Annotated in this window: 16 protein-coding genes and 1 other RNA gene; 13 read left to right on the forward strand and 4 right to left on the reverse strand. The window is 66.5% G+C overall.

Annotated elements, in window-relative coordinates; translation table 11 throughout:
* The first annotated feature begins 75 nt into the window (after nucleotides 1-75).
* The 7 genes from gatC (at nucleotide 76) to JNL31_RS13640 (ending at nucleotide 4,907) form a co-directional block, all read left to right on the forward strand.
* Nucleotides 76-363 carry an Asp-tRNA(Asn)/Glu-tRNA(Gln) amidotransferase subunit GatC gene (gatC, locus tag JNL31_RS13610; protein WP_294974160.1) on the forward strand — a complete coding sequence of 96 codons (288 nt, stop codon included), beginning with the start codon at nucleotides 76-78 and terminating at the stop codon, nucleotides 361-363.
* Nucleotides 360-1,844, forward strand: a complete 1,485-nt coding sequence (gatA, locus tag JNL31_RS13615) for an Asp-tRNA(Asn)/Glu-tRNA(Gln) amidotransferase subunit GatA (protein ID WP_294974162.1) — start codon at nucleotides 360-362, stop codon at nucleotides 1,842-1,844. The genes gatC and gatA overlap by 4 nt, the downstream gene beginning before the upstream one ends.
* A 31-nt stretch (nucleotides 1,845-1,875) precedes the next feature.
* Nucleotides 1,876-2,628: a hypothetical protein gene (locus tag JNL31_RS13620; protein ID WP_294974165.1), complete on the forward strand. Its 753-nt coding sequence runs from the start codon at nucleotides 1,876-1,878 to the stop codon at nucleotides 2,626-2,628.
* Nucleotides 2,625-3,350, forward strand: coding sequence for an N-acetylmuramoyl-L-alanine amidase (locus JNL31_RS13625; RefSeq protein ID WP_294974168.1), 726 nt, complete (start codon nucleotides 2,625-2,627; stop codon nucleotides 3,348-3,350). Before JNL31_RS13620 ends, JNL31_RS13625 begins: the two co-directional genes overlap by 4 nt.
* 12 nt (nucleotides 3,351-3,362) lie before the next feature.
* An RNA gene (gene rnpB, locus JNL31_RS13630) (RNase P RNA component class A) lies at nucleotides 3,363-3,781 on the forward strand.
* Nucleotides 3,782-3,894: 113 nt separating this feature from the next.
* The gene (gene rpmG / locus JNL31_RS13635) at nucleotides 3,895-4,062 is read left to right on the forward strand and encodes a 50S ribosomal protein L33 (RefSeq protein ID WP_135448918.1); all 168 of its coding nucleotides are present in this window, start codon (nucleotides 3,895-3,897) and stop codon (nucleotides 4,060-4,062) included.
* 152 nt (nucleotides 4,063-4,214) lie between these two features.
* Nucleotides 4,215-4,907 (forward strand): VIT family protein, encoded by a 693-nt coding sequence (locus tag JNL31_RS13640; protein WP_294974172.1) that lies wholly within the window; start codon nucleotides 4,215-4,217, stop codon nucleotides 4,905-4,907.
* A 59-nt stretch (nucleotides 4,908-4,966) separates the two neighbouring features.
* Here the strand turns inward: JNL31_RS13640 and JNL31_RS13645 are convergent, their stop codons facing one another.
* Both JNL31_RS13645 and JNL31_RS13650 read right to left on the reverse strand, forming a co-directional pair.
* Nucleotides 4,967-5,704, reverse strand: coding sequence for a Bax inhibitor-1/YccA family protein (locus JNL31_RS13645; RefSeq protein ID WP_294974174.1), 738 nt, complete (start codon nucleotides 5,702-5,704; stop codon nucleotides 4,967-4,969).
* A gap of 130 nt (nucleotides 5,705-5,834) precedes the next feature.
* Entirely contained in the window at nucleotides 5,835-6,065 is a 231-nt protein-coding gene (locus JNL31_RS13650; RefSeq protein WP_294974177.1) for a DUF1127 domain-containing protein, read from the reverse strand.
* 124 nt (nucleotides 6,066-6,189) lie between these two features.
* Between JNL31_RS13650 and JNL31_RS13655 the strand changes: the two genes are divergently transcribed.
* Nucleotides 6,190-7,041, forward strand: a complete 852-nt coding sequence (locus JNL31_RS13655) for a LysR family transcriptional regulator (RefSeq protein WP_294974180.1) — start codon at nucleotides 6,190-6,192, stop codon at nucleotides 7,039-7,041.
* Here the strand turns inward: JNL31_RS13655 and JNL31_RS13660 are convergent.
* A complete protein-coding gene (locus tag JNL31_RS13660) occupies nucleotides 7,029-7,997 on the reverse strand; it encodes an NADPH:quinone oxidoreductase family protein (RefSeq protein ID WP_294974182.1) in 969 nt (322 codons plus the stop codon). The two genes, JNL31_RS13655 and JNL31_RS13660, sit on opposite strands and share 13 nt — an antisense overlap.
* Before the next feature lie 367 nt (nucleotides 7,998-8,364).
* On the opposite strand from JNL31_RS13660, the gene JNL31_RS13665 reads away from it, so the two are divergent.
* The 5 genes from JNL31_RS13665 to JNL31_RS13685 all read left to right on the forward strand — a co-directional run bounded on the left by JNL31_RS13665 (nucleotide 8,365) and on the right by JNL31_RS13685 (nucleotide 12,069).
* A complete protein-coding gene (locus tag JNL31_RS13665; protein WP_294974184.1) occupies nucleotides 8,365-8,727 on the forward strand; it encodes a helix-turn-helix transcriptional regulator in 363 nt (120 codons plus the stop codon).
* Nucleotides 8,728-8,809: 82 nt separating this feature from the next.
* Nucleotides 8,810-9,607: an inositol monophosphatase family protein gene (locus tag JNL31_RS13670; protein WP_294974185.1), complete on the forward strand. Its 798-nt coding sequence runs from the start codon at nucleotides 8,810-8,812 to the stop codon at nucleotides 9,605-9,607.
* 134 nt (nucleotides 9,608-9,741) lie between these two features.
* Nucleotides 9,742-11,082 carry an 8-oxoguanine deaminase gene (locus JNL31_RS13675; protein WP_294974188.1) on the forward strand — a complete coding sequence of 447 codons (1,341 nt, stop codon included), beginning with the start codon at nucleotides 9,742-9,744 and terminating at the stop codon, nucleotides 11,080-11,082.
* 73 nt (nucleotides 11,083-11,155) lie between these two features.
* A complete protein-coding gene (locus tag JNL31_RS13680) occupies nucleotides 11,156-11,725 on the forward strand; it encodes a hypothetical protein (RefSeq protein WP_294974191.1) in 570 nt (189 codons plus the stop codon).
* 26 nt (nucleotides 11,726-11,751) lie between these two features.
* A complete protein-coding gene (locus JNL31_RS13685) occupies nucleotides 11,752-12,069 on the forward strand; it encodes a ribonuclease E inhibitor RraB (RefSeq protein ID WP_294974193.1) in 318 nt (105 codons plus the stop codon).
* Nucleotides 12,070-12,430: 361 nt separating this feature from the next.
* Here JNL31_RS13685 and guaD read toward each other — a convergent pair whose 3' ends face one another.
* Nucleotides 12,431-13,711, reverse strand: coding sequence for a guanine deaminase (gene guaD, locus JNL31_RS13690; protein ID WP_294974196.1), 1,281 nt, complete (start codon nucleotides 13,709-13,711; stop codon nucleotides 12,431-12,433).
* Nucleotides 13,712-13,728 lie beyond the last annotated feature (17 nt).

Raw genomic sequence — 13,728 nt, forward strand, 5'->3', positions numbered from 1 at the left:
TTGCCCCCGGCCTTACTCCCGCTTGCGGGGCGGGGCGGGGGCGGCTAAACGGGGCCAAACCCTAAGGAGAGCCCGATGGCGATTGACATCGACACCGCCCGCAAGGTGGCAAAACTGGCCCGGATCCGGGTCGAGGAGGCCGACCTGCCGAAGCTCGCCGGGCAGCTTTCCGGCATCCTTGGCTTCATGGAAGAGCTGAACGAGGTCGACGTGACCGGGGTGGAGCCGATGACCTCGGTGACGCCGATGCGGCTGAAGCGGCGGGCGGATGTGGTGACGGACGGGAATATCCAGGCGCAGGTGCTGAAGAACGCGCCGGATGCGCGGGAAGGCTTCTTTGCGGTGCCGAAGGTGGTGGAATGAGCGCGAACAGCTGGACCATTGCCGCCGCCCGCGATGCGCTGCGGAAGGGCGAGATTTCGGCGGTCGACCTGACCATGTCCTGCCTGACGGCCATCGACGCGGGCGACGGGTTGAACGCGTTTGTCCACAAGACCCCGGAGATCGCGTTGGAGCAGGCGCGGGCGGCGGATGTGCGGATCGCAGCGGGCGATGCTCCGGCGATGTGCGGGATTCCGCTGGGGATCAAGGACCTGTTCTGCACCAAGGGCGTGCCGTCGCAGGCGGCGTCGAACATCCTGAAAGGGTTCAGGCCGGAATACGAATCGACCGTGACAACCAGGCTGTTCGGCGCGGGCGCGGTGATGCTGGGCAAGCTGAACATGGACGAATTTGCCATGGGCTCGTCGAACGAGACCTCGGCTTACGGCAACGCGGTGAACCCCTGGCAGCGCAAGGGGTCGAACGTGCAGTTGACGCCGGGGGGGTCCTCGGGTGGCTCGGCTGCGGCGGTGGCGGCGGACCTGTGCCTGGCGGCGACCGGGACGGATACCGGCGGGTCGATCCGGCAACCGGCGGCGTTCACCGGGATCGTCGGGATCAAGCCGACCTATGGCCGGGTCAGCCGCTGGGGGATCGTGGCCTTCGCCTCGTCGCTGGACCAGGCCGGGCCGATGACCAAGTCGGTGCGCGATGCGGCGATCATGTTGCAGGCGATGGCGGGGCATGATCCGAAGGATTCGACCAGCGCCGATATTCCGGTGCCGGATTTCGAGGCGGCGCTGACCGGGGATATCCGGGGCAAGGTCATCGGCATTCCGAAGGAATACCGGATGGACGGGATGCCTGCCGAGATCGAGGCGCTGTGGGCGCGTGGCGTCGAGATGCTGAAGGATGCGGGGGCGGAGGTGCGGGATATCTCCTTGCCGCATACCAAATACGCGCTGCCGGCCTACTATGTGATTGCGCCGGCCGAGGCGTCGTCGAACCTCGCCCGCTATGACGGGGTGCGCTATGGCCATCGGGCGAAGCTGGCGCAAGGTGACGGGATCACCGAGATGTACGAGAAGACCCGGGCCGAAGGCTTCGGGCCGGAAGTGCAGCGGCGGGTGATGGTGGGGACCTATGTGCTGTCCGCCGGGTTCTATGACGCCTATTACAACCGCGCGCGGAAGGTCAGGGCGCTGATCAAGCGCGACTTCGAATTGGTGTTCGCGGAGGGGGTGGATGCGATCCTGACCCCGGCCACGCCCTCGGCGGCGTTCGGGCTGGGCGAGATGGCGGATGCGGACCCGGTGAAGATGTATCTGAACGATGTCTTCACGGTCACGGTGAACCTGGCGGGGCTGCCGGGGATCTCGGTTCCGGTGGGGCTGGACGCGCAGGGGCTGCCCCTGGGGTTGCAGCTGATCGGGCGGCCCTGGGAAGAGGCGGCGTTGCTGAATTACGCACATGTGTTGGAAAGCCGCGCAGGCTTTGTGGCCAAAGCGGAAAAATGGTGGTAAGGGCCGCAAAACTTTCCGACTTGAGGCAGTGATGAGCCGTACTTTCCCTGGTCCCGCCGCTGGCGCAACCTTTGCTGCGCTGATGCTGGCCGCCTGTACCCCCACGACCCGCGACAACGGGGCAGGCGTGGGGTTCCAAGACTACAACAGCTATGTCCGTGGTGCAGCCCCGGCCCCTGCCGGCGCACCGGTGACGGTGGTGCCGCCGGGCGGCGGCTTCGATCCGGCGGCGGCAGCGGCGGCAATCGACCGGTCGCAGGGCGTGGCGCCGGTGGCGGGGGCCCCGGTGGTTGCGCCGACGCCGACCGCGACCCCCTTGCCGACCGACAGTGCCGAGCGTCCGCGCGGCGGGGCTCCGGCCGGGATCAAGGAGGAATCGGGCGAGGTGGCAAGCCACACCGGGATCTCCGACGAGCAGGATTTCGATGCGGTGTCGTCGCGCGAGACCATCGAGAGCGACAAGGAACGGATCGAGAAGAACCGGGCGGACTATGTCGTGGTCCAGCCGAAGGACCTGCCGGTGCGGCCGGGCGATACCGGGCCGAACATCGTGGAATTTGCACTGGCGACCACCCATGCGCCGGGCGTGCAGATGTACAAGCGGTCGGGGATGAGCCTGCGCAGCGCGGATTCGGCCTGTGCGAAGTATTCCTCGCCCGATCAGGCGCAACAGGATTTCCTGGCCAAGGGCGGCCCGGATCGCGACCGGATGGGGATTGACCCGGACGGCGACGGATTCGCCTGTTCCTGGGACCCCCGCCCGTTCCGCACCGCGCTGCAGTGAGCCTGAGCCACCCCTCGCCGAACTTTGGCGAGCGGCGGGGCGGGGCCCGGGTGGAGCTTGTCGTGCTGCACTACACGGCGATGCCGTCCTGTGGCGAGGCGCTGGAGCGGCTGTGCGACCCCCTGGCCGAGGTGTCGGCACACTACCTGATCGACGCGGACGGCACGGTGCTTTCGCTGGTCGACGAAGATCTGCGGGCCTGGCACGCCGGGGCCGGGGAGTGGGGCGGCAAGGGCGACATCAACTCGCGGTCGATCGGGATCGAACTGGCAAACAGGGGGCGGGAGCCCTTTGCCGAACCGCAGATGGCGGCGCTTGAGCGGCTGCTGGCCGGGGTGCTGGAGCGGCATGGGCTTGGGCCGGAGGCGGTCATTGCGCATTCCGACATGGCGCCGGAGCGGAAGGGCGATCCGGGGGCGCGGTTCGACTGGCGGCGGCTGGCGCTGCAGGGGCTGTCGGTGTGGCCGGAGCTTGACCTGACGGCGTCCCCCCCACCCCATCCCTCCCCCACGGGGGGGGAGGGAGGCGCTTTGCGGGATATGGCGGGATTTCTGGCTGACCTGCGTGCCTTCGGATACCCGGACGCCGCCCCGGGAACCTTGCTGACAGCCTTCCGCCTGCGGTTCCGACCCTGGGCCACCGGGCCGCTTGATGACCGGGATCGTGCCATGGCTGCCGGGCTGCGGCGGATTACGGTTGACGCAGCGCCCGGGGCCGCCTAACTCACCCCTCGCGCGGAGGGCTGGATGGCCGCGGGGAAACCCGAGGAAAGTCCGGACTCCCGTTGGCAAGGGTGCCGGGTAACCCCCGGCGGGGGCAACCCCAGGGAAAGCGCCACAGAGAAGAGACTGCCCCGCCGTTTGAGAAGGTTCGCCTTCGGCTTGGCAGGGCGATGGTGAAACGGTGGGGTAAGAGCCCACCGCGGACTTGGCGACAAGGACGGCACGGCAAGCCCCACCCGGAGCAATGCCAAATAGGGGCCTCGCGCGGGGGCCGGTCCCGCAAGGGATACCGCCCGCAGGGACGCCAACGCCCGAGAGGCCCGGGTTGGCAGCTTGACCGCCGTGGCGACACGGTTGGCAGAGGAATGGTCATCCAGCCCCGGGTCACGGCCCGGGGTGGACAGAATCCGGCTTACAGGCTCTCCGCGCAAATCGACCTGAAGCCGGTGTTTCGCGGTTGACTCTGCCGCCCGCGTGGCTAAAAGGCGGGCTTCAAGGATTAGACCGGGGCCCGCTGGGATTCCCCGACGCAGAGGAAACGACCATGGCAAAGCCCGCCACCATCAAGATCCGCCTGAACTCGACCGCGGGCACCGGCCACTTCTATGTGACCAAGAAGAACGCCCGTACCATGACCGAAAAGATGGTCATCAAGAAGTACGACCCCGTCAAGCGGGAGCATGTCGAATACAAGGAAGGCAAGATCAAGTAAGGTCTTCGCCGATCCAAAGGATCAGGGGCCGCGTCCGTTGGATGCGGCCCTTTTTCATTGCGGGTAAGCCTGCGCTGACAGCACCTCGGGTGCTTTGGCTTGACGGAGTGCCAGTGGCGGGCGAGGACGGGACCGTCGCCAATGGAGGCCCCATGGAACGCAATCACCGGGAAGACCACTACGTCGCGCGGGTCGGCTGGCTGCGCGCGGCGGTGCTTGGGGCGAATGACGGTATCGTCTCGACCGCCTCGCTGATCGTGGGCGTCGCGGCGGCTTCGGGTCGGGCCGAAGTGTTGCTGGCGGGGGCTGCCGGTCTGGCCGCCGGGGCGCTGTCGATGGCGGCGGGGGAATATGTCTCGGTCTCGTCGCAGTCTGACACCGAGGCTGCCGACATCGTGCGGGAGCGGGCGGAGATCGCCGCCGACCCTGAGGAGGAGCTGCGCGCACTTGCGGGCATCTACGAAGACCGGGGCGTTCCGCCGGAACTGGCGCGGCAGGTGGCCGAAGCCCTGCACGCGCGGGACCCGCTGGCGGCGCATGTGCGCGACGAGCTTGGGATCTTCGAGCATACCGAGGCGCAGCCTTTGGTGGCGGCGGGGGCATCGGCGCTGACTTTCGCGGTGGGGGCGGCGCTGCCATTGACCGCGGCGGCGCTGGTGCCGGAGGCGGTCATCAGCCTGTGGGTCACCGGGCTGTCGCTGATCTTTCTGGCGGTGCTGGGGGCAGTGGGCGCGAAAGCGGGAGGGGCTTCGATTCCGCGCGGGGTCTTGCGCGTAACCTTCTGGGGCGCTGTGGCAATGGCGGTCACTGCACTGGTCGGCAAGTTGTTCGGTGCGGTGGTCTGAGCCGCGCAAACGAAAAGGGCCGGTCCTGCGACCGGCCCTTTCGTCATTCTGTCAGGCGATCACTCGCGATTGCCGAAGAACTGCAGCAGGAACATGAACAGGTTGATGAAGTCGAGGTAGAGGTTCAGCGCGCCCATGATGGCGGCCTTGCCCAGCCATTCCTGGTCACCGTTCACGGCATGCTGGATATAGGTGTTCTTGATGTTCTGGGTGTCATAGGCGGTGAGGCCCGCGAAGATCAGCACGCCGATCACCGAGATCGCGAAGGCCAGCGCCGACGAGGCGAGGAAGATGTTCACGATCATCGCGACCAGAAGCCCGATCAGGCCCATCATCAGGAAGGTGCCCATGGCGGACAGGTCGCGCTTGGTGACGTAGCCGTACAGCGACAGGCCCGCAAAGGCGATCGCGGTGATCAGGAAGGTGCTGGCGATCGAGACGCCGGTGAAGACCTGGAAGATCCAGGCCAGAGACAGGCCCATCGCGCCGGCGAAGGCGTAGAAGAACAGTTGTGCCGCCCCGACCGACATCCGGTTGATCAGCGCGCCGAAAGCGAAGACCATGCCCAAGGGCAGGAACATCGCGATCCAGCCGAGGATCGTCATCTGCCCGGTCACCGGGTTGCGCAGGAGCGAGAAGAGTTGCTCGGACGAGCCGACCGCCCAGGCGACGCCAGCGGTCACGACCATCGCCACGGACATCAGCCCGTAGACCTTGTTCATATGGGCGCGAAGCCCTTCGTCGATCTCGGCGCGGGCGCCAACGCCTACGCTGCGGATCGTGTCATATTCAGCCATTGAAGCCTCCGATGTTGTCCCGAGGGGCAACGCCGGGGGAACCGGCGCGACCTCATGCGTGAAATATTGGGGACGCGCCCCCTGATTTCAAGCAGTTTGGCCGCACCAAAGGGATGAAACTGCGACGGTTTCACCCCCTCCAGTGTGGCGGGGCGTTCCAGGTGGCGCAGTCTGCTTCGGCCATGGCCTCGGCGCGCGTGACGCCAATGTCGCGGAGAAGGTGATCGTCAAGCCGGGCCAGCCCACGCCGCGACCGGGACAGGGCAGTGATGGCGAGGATGCTGGCGGGCAGCCCGGCAAGCGCCGAGCCGGTCCGGCGCAGGCGGAGGGAGAGAGGAAGGGCAAGGCGGTGGGCGGACATGGCGGCTCCTTTCATCGGAATTCGTGATGCTATTGTGTCGGTGCATCAGGATACTTGAACAATGCTCCTGGTCGATGCATAATGGAAACGAATGATTGTGAACCCATGGATCAGGATCTGTGATATGCCGCGCAACCTCGACCTGTCCTCGCTGCGGTCTTTCGTGACAGTCGCCGATGTCGGCGGGGTGACGCGGGCGGCGGGCTATCTGAATCTGACGCAATCCGCGGTCTCGATGCAGATCAAGCGGCTGGAGGAGTCGCTGGGGCTTTCGCTGTTCCTGCGCGCGGCGCGGAAGCTGGCGCTTTCGCCGGAAGGGGAGCAGCTTCTGTCCTATGGCCGCCGGATGCTGGCGCTGAACGACGAGGCGCTGTCGCTCTTGTCCTCGACCGCCTGCGAAGGGGAAATCCGGCTGGGCGTGCCGCATGACGTGGTCTACCCGGCGATCCCCGGCATCCTGCGGCGGATGGCCCAGGCCTATCCGCGGGTGCGGGTCAATCTTACGTCGTCGTTCACGCTTCTGATGAAGCAGGACTTCGCCAGGGGCGGGTTCGACGTGATGCTCACCACCGAGGAGGCGCCTGATCCGGGGGCCGAGGTCCTGTCCTCGCGCGGGCTGGTCTGGGTGGGCGCGCCGGACGGCAACGCCTGGCAGCGGCGGCCGCTGCGGCTGGGGTTCAAGGACACCTGCATCTTCCGCAGCCGCGCCCAGTCGGCGCTGGAGACGGCGGGGATCCCGTGGGAACTTGCGACCGGTGGCGAAAGCGAGCAGGCGGTCGAGGCGACCGTGGCGGCGGACCTGGCGGTCTCGGTTCGGATGCTGGGCAGCATTCCCGAAGGGATGGCGCCGATCGCGGGGGACAACCAGTTGCCGCCGGTGGGCGAGATGAAGCTGGGGCTTTATCGCGCGAACCGGCGCAGCGACGAGGCGGTCGACATGCTGGTCAGCGAGTTGCGCTGCGCCTACGGCTGCTGAACCCGGATCACCACCTTGCCGGTGGCCTTGCGGTCGCGCAAGAGCGCCAGCCCCTCGGGGAAGGCCTCGAACGGGAGGACGTGGCTGACATGCGGGCGGATAAGCCCCTCGGCCCGCCAGCGCAGAAGACGGGTCATGCTGTCTGCGACAAGCTGCGGGGCGTGGCTTTCATAGCCGCCATACCAGAAGCCCGAGACGGTGAGGTTCTTGACCAGGAGCAGGTTCGCCGGAACCTGCGGGACCTCGCCGGACGCGAAGCCGATGGCCAGAAGCCGACCGTCGGGTTTGCAGGCCCGCAGCGCCGCGTCGAAACCGGCCCCGCCCACGACATCGTAGACCACGTCAATGCCGCCCTCGGCACGAAGCCGGTCCTTCAGGTCGGGGGCGTCGCTGTCGATCAGCACATCGGCCCCGCCCTCGCGCGCGACGGCAAGACGTTGCTCGCCGCGGGCCGAAGCGATCACCCGAGCCCCGAGCCGCTTGCCGATCTCGACCGCAGTGAGCCCGACGCCACCGGCGGCGCCAGTCACCAGCAGCGTCTCGCCGGGCTGCAGGCGCGCAGCATGGGTCAGGGCAAGATGCGAGGTGCCGTAGGCGATGGGAAAACCCGCGGCCTCCTCGAACTCCATCGCATCGGGCAGCGGGTGGAGGCGGTCCGCAGGCAGGCAGACCCGCGCGGCCAACGCTCCCGCAGGGCAGGTCGCCAGCACGCGGGTGCCGACGGCGGGGCTGTCAACGCCTGGCCCCAGAGCCTCGACCGTGCCAGAAATCTCCATCCCGGGAATGAAGGGCAAGGGCTGGCGAACCTGATACTTGCCCTGAATCGCAAGCATGTCCGCGAAGTTGAGCCCGGCCGCGGCGACCCGTACAGCGACCTCGCCTTTTACGGGAATCGGCGTCGGCACATCGCTCAGCACCGGCTGCCCCCCGAGTTCCCTGATCTGCCAGGCCTGCATGCAGGAGCCTTTTCGTCGCTGTTGTTTCTACTACCTACGGTGTATGCTTCTTAACCTGCGTACAGTTTCTTGCAACGCAATGATCGTATTCTTTGCAAAATGCTATGATCCGTTAAGGGCATGTGCAAAATGCAACGCGAAATGCGATACCACCCTAGGGCGAGTGCTGATTCGGTCCAGACTCTCCTGCGGGTATTTCCGGACAACCGCACCGTGTGTTATACGGTTGGATAATTGGACATATCCAAAAGGACAGGTTTTGGCACCCCGGGAAAATTTTTTGTTAACACTCGCCGATCAGGCAATTCTGGCACGAAACTTGCTTATACAACACCGAGGGGAACGGACACACGTTTTGGAGTATAGAATGAAGCATCCTGTTGACGCACATGTTGGTAAGCGGATCCGTCACCGCCGCTGGATGGTTGGAATGACCCAGCAGCAGCTGGCCGACAAGGTCGGAATCAAGTTCCAGCAGATCCAGAAATATGAGACCGGGATGAACCGGGTCAGCGCCTCCCGTCTCTGGGACGTGGCGGACGCGCTGGGCGTGTCGATCTCGTTCTTCTTCGAAGGGCTGGCAGAAGGCCAGGCCGCGCCGACCTATGCCCATGGCGACATGATGTCGGACAAGGAAGCGCTGGAACTGGTCCGGTCGTACTACGCGATCCCGGAAGCGCAGCGGCGTCGCCTGTTCGATCTTGCCCGGGTTCTCTCCGAAGCGGCCTGAACCTCGTCTTGACCTCGTCCCCGCGTGCGTTTAGCGCCCGGGGACGTGGGCCAGATGGCCCGATCAGGTCAGGGAGAAGACCATGCAGGTTTCACCGGCGCTTGCGGCAGAACTGATCGCCACTGCGCATGAACTTGCCGACGTAGCGCGCATTGCCACATTGTCGCATTTCCGCACCCGTTCCCTTGTTGCCGAGAACAAGGAAACCGACCGCTTTGATCCGGTGACGGCGGCCGACAGGCTTTCGGAAGAACGGATGCGCGAAGTCCTGGCCCGCCATCGCCCGCAGGACGGCATCCTTGGCGAGGAATATGGTAGCTCGACCGGGTCCAGCGGATTGACCTGGGTGCTTGATCCCATCGACGGTACACGCAGCTATCTGGCGGGAACCCCGACCTGGGGTGTCCTGATCTCGGTGCGGGATGCCGAGAGGGTGCTCTACGGCATCATCGACCAACCCTATATCGGCGAGCGGTTCGAGGGCGGGCTGGGGCGCGCGCTTGTGAAGGGCCCGATGGGAGAGGCGCAGCTCGGCGTGCGCGCTGCCCGCCCGCTGGCGCAGTCGCTTTTGTTTTCCACCTTTCCCGAGGTTGGCACACCCGAGGAAGGCGCGGCTTTCCGCCGGGTGGCGGCCAAGGCCAAGCTCGTCCGCTACGGCACCGATTGCTACGCCTATGCACTGATCGCCGCCGGCCAGATCGACCTGGTGATCGAGGCGGGCCTGCAAGCGTATGACGTGCAGGCGCCGATCGCGGTGATCGAGGCGGCCGGGGGCATTGTCACCGACTGGCAGGGTCGCCCGGCGCTGGAGGGTGGGCAGATCCTTGCCGCCGCGAGCCGGGAAGGTCACGCCGAGGCGCTGGCGCTGCTGAACGGCTGAGGCGGCATTCCTGCCGCCGGGCTTGCCCGGACCGGGGCGGTCTTGCTATCATCGGCTGCGGCCCGTGTCCTTCTCCCTTCTGACGGGCTGCTCTGGTTTCCCCTGAAACCGAAGGGTGTGCGAAAGGTGCACCCATGAAAGACCTGCTGATCCGCAATGCCGATGTCGTGGTGACGATGAACGCCACGCGCGACGAACTGTCCGGCGCCGATGTCCATGTCCGCGACGGGGTGATCCTTGCGATCGGGCCAGGGCTATCGGCGCCGGGGGCCGAGGTGATTGATGCGACAACCTGCGTGGTGACGCCGGGCTTGGTCAACACGCATCACCACCTGTACCAGACGCTGACCCGCGCGGTTCCGGGTGGGCAGGACGCGCTCCTCTTCGGTTGGCTGAAGACGCTGTACCCGATCTGGGCGCGCTTCGGGCCGGAGGAAATGTTCGTCTCGGCCCAGGTCGGGCTGGCCGAACTGGCGCTGTCGGGCTGCACGATGACCTCGGACCACCTGTATCTTTATCCCAACGGGGCCCGGCTGGACGATACCATCGCGGCGGCGGCCGAGGTGGGCTTGCGGTTTCATCCGACGCGGGGGGCGATGTCGATCGGGGAGAGTGCCGGGGGACTGCCGCCGGACACACTGGTGGAGCGGGAACCGGCGATCCTGGAGGACATGATCCGGGTGGTGGATCGGTTCCATGATCCAAGGCCGGGGGCGATGGTCCGGGTCGGGCTGGCGCCCTGTTCGCCCTTCTCGGTCAGCCGCGAGCTGATGCGGGACGCGGCGGTGCTGGCCCGCGACAAGGGGGTGATGCTGCACACCCATCTGGCCGAGAATGACGAGGATATCGCCTATTCCATGGCACAGTTCGGTTGTCGTCCCGGCCAGTATGCAGAGGAGTTGGGCTGGACGGGGGCGGATGTCTGGCACGCGCATTGCGTGAAGCTGGATGGTTCGGAAATTGAACTTTTCTCCCGATCTTGGACCGGTGTTTCCCATTGTCCATGTTCGAATTGTAGACTCGGGTCCGGGATTTCCCCCGTCCGAGCGATGCGAGATGCGGGGATGAAAGTGGGGCTTGGGGTCGACGGATCGGCCTCGAACGACGCAGGCAACCTGGTGGCCGAGGCGCGCATGGCGATGCTGTTGCAACGGGTGGCGCGGGGGGCCGATGCGATGTCGGCGCGCGAGGCGCTGGAGATCGCGACTCTGGGCGGTGCGCAGGTGCTGGGGCGGGAGGACCTAGGCTCGGTGGAGCCGGGAAAGAGGGCCGATCTGGCCATCTGGGACCTGTCGGGGGTAGAGGCTGCGGGGTCCTGGGATCCGGTGGCCGCGCTGCTGCTATGTGGGCCGACGCGGGTGCGGCATCTGGTGGTCGAGGGGCGGCAGGTGGTGCGGGACGGGCAGATGGTGACGCTGGACCTGGCGAGCGTGCTGGACAGGCAGCGTTGGTTGGCGGAACGACTGGCGGGGTAGGGGCGGGTTTTCCAGCCCTTTCGCTTGCGCCGCTACGGCGGCAAGGTCGGCGCACCTTGCCATGGAGCCCCGAATGCGACTGTTGCCCGCCCTTGCCGTGACCCTTTCGCTGTCCCTTCCCGCCGCTGCCGAGACCGTGCTGTCCGAGGCAAGCGGCAACTGGGCGGGGACGTCGGGGGAGGGGTTCACCTTCGTCGCCCGACTGACCCAGAACGAAGACATGGTGCGGTTGACGATCTGGGGCGGGGGGCCGGGCAGTCCGGCACTGGCCGAGGGCGAGCCGCAGTTCGACAACCCGGTGATCGCCATCGGGGCCTTCGCGACGAAGCAGGCGCTGGAAGTGGTGGAGGCGGGGGACGGCAGTACGTTGCAGATCGTGACGGACTATGCCGACGAGGAGGGGACGGGAAGGATCGTGACCGAGCTGCAGTTCCTCGACAACCAGTTCACGGTGGTGGGCTACCATCATCAGGGTGAGACGGCCGGGCGGAGCCACACTTGCGACGTTGACCTGTGGAACATGACGGCGGTCGAGGATGGCAACGCGCGCGTGCTGGAGCCGGTGGGGTTCGAGGCCCTGAACGCCAGCGACTGGACCTGGGATGCGGCCTATGAGCGGGGCTTCTGTCACCGGGCCGAGTGAGGTAGAAGGCGGGGAGGGAGACCCCGATGGACCACAATTTCGAAGCCCAGCGTCGCGAGACCTTCGATACCTTCCGGCAGTCGAAGGGGATCAGCCTGCCGAAGACCGCGGTGGTCGACTATGCCTTCTTCATCGAGGAGATGGATGCCTCCTGGCCGGCGCTGGAGCGGGCCTTGCGGCTGGAGGGGTTCCGGACCCGGCGGTTGAAGGACGGCGAGACGCTGGTGGCCTCGATCGGGCCGATTGCGGTGACGGCGGAGGAGATCTGGAAGTATGAGCGGATCGCGACCTCGATCGCGTTGAAGCATGATTTCTACCCGGATGGCTGGGAGCTGGCGGAGTAGCTGTCCACGGTGGACAGATTTTTCGAGCGTTTGATTTCAATGGGTTGGTCGCGGGCATTCAGAAATTCTTAACTTGTGGCGCTGTGCGTGTTGCCCCCACGCCCAGCCCCCGACGGAGGGAAAGGGGAGGCGCCTTGTGCGGTGGTCGGCGGAGTTGCGGGTCGGGGCGGCTTTTGAATCGAGCGCTGGCGCGCAAGTCTTTTGTCTCGTCGTCGGGCTGCGCCTCCTCCTCGGGGGTTGGGGGCGCTTCGCCCCCCAAACCCCCAGAGGATATTTCTGCCAGTATGAAAGGCTGTGCCTGGCTTTGCGGGTGGCTGCGCGCAGCGCGGGGATATTTGGGCAAATGTGAGAGGCCGGTCGGTCAGAGAGGGTGGCGTTTGCCGCCGACCCAGACTTCGGCCACGGCGCGGTCGTCGCCCATCATGATCGTGGGGAACAGCTGCTGCCAGAGGTCTTCGGCGCGGCGGGTTGCCTGTTCGATGGCGGGAGTGGAGGCGAGGTCGATGACCACGAGGTCGGCCTCCATCCCGGGGGCGATGTTGCCGATCTGGCCTTCGCAACGGAGCGCGCGGGCCGAGCCCTGGGTCGCGAGCCACCAGAGCTGCGCGGGGTGCAGCGACTGGCCGCGGAGTTGCGCCACTTCATAGGCGGCAGCCATGGTGGGCAGCATCGAGAAGTTCGAGCCGCCGCCGGTGTCGGTGGCAAGGCCGACGCGCAGGTGTTGCGCGAGGCTCATGTCGAAGAGGCCGGAGCCGATGAAGGTGTTCGAGGTCGGGCAGTGGACGAGGGAGGCCCCGACCTCGATCAGGCGGGCTTTCTCGCGGTCGGTCAGGTGGATGGCATGGCCGTAGACGGCGCCTTCGCGGAGGAGGCCCTGCGCTTCGTAGGTGTCGAGATAGTCGCGGCATTGCGGGAAAAGGTCGCGGACCCAGGCGATCTCGTCGGTCTGCTCCGACAGATGGGTCTGCATCAGGCAGTCGGGGTATTCCCGCCAGAGCTGGCCCAAGGCGTGGAGTTGTTCGGGCGTCGAGGTCGGGGAGAAGCGGGGGGTGATGACGTAGGAGAGGCGGCCCTTCCCATGCCATTTCTCAAGCAGGCGCTTCGAGTCGTCATAGGCGGACCCAGCGGTGTCGCGCAGGCCTTCAGGGGCGTTGCGGTCCATGCAGGTTTTTCCGGCGAAGACCCGCATCCCGCGCGATTGCGCCGCCGTGAAGATCGCATCCACGCTGGCCGGGTGGATCGTGGCATAGGAGCAGACGGTCGTGGTGCCGCGCGCGAGGATCAGGTCAAGGTAGCGGTCGGCGATGTCCGTCGCATAGGCGGGATCGGCGAAGCGCATCTCCTCGGGGAAGGTGTAGGTGTTCAGCCAGTCGATCAGCCGCTTGCCCCAGGAGGCGATGATCGCGGTCTGGGGATAGTGGACATGGGCGTCGATGAAGCCTGCCGAGATGAGCTTCTGCCCATGGTCGTGGATGCGCGCCTGCGGGTAGCTGGCCCGCAGGGCGGCGGCCTCGCCCAGGGCCGCAACGCGCCCGCGCTCGACCGCGACGGCGCCCTGGGTCAGGACGCGGGCTGCGGAAAGCCCCTCGGTGAAGGGGTCGCCGGAGTAGCTCAGCACTTGGCCCAGGATCAGGTCGGTCATGCGTTCCCCTTTCAGAC

The sequence above is a fragment of the Tabrizicola sp. genome (assembly GCF_016792905.1).
Classification (GTDB): domain Bacteria; phylum Pseudomonadota; class Alphaproteobacteria; order Rhodobacterales; family Rhodobacteraceae; genus Tabrizicola.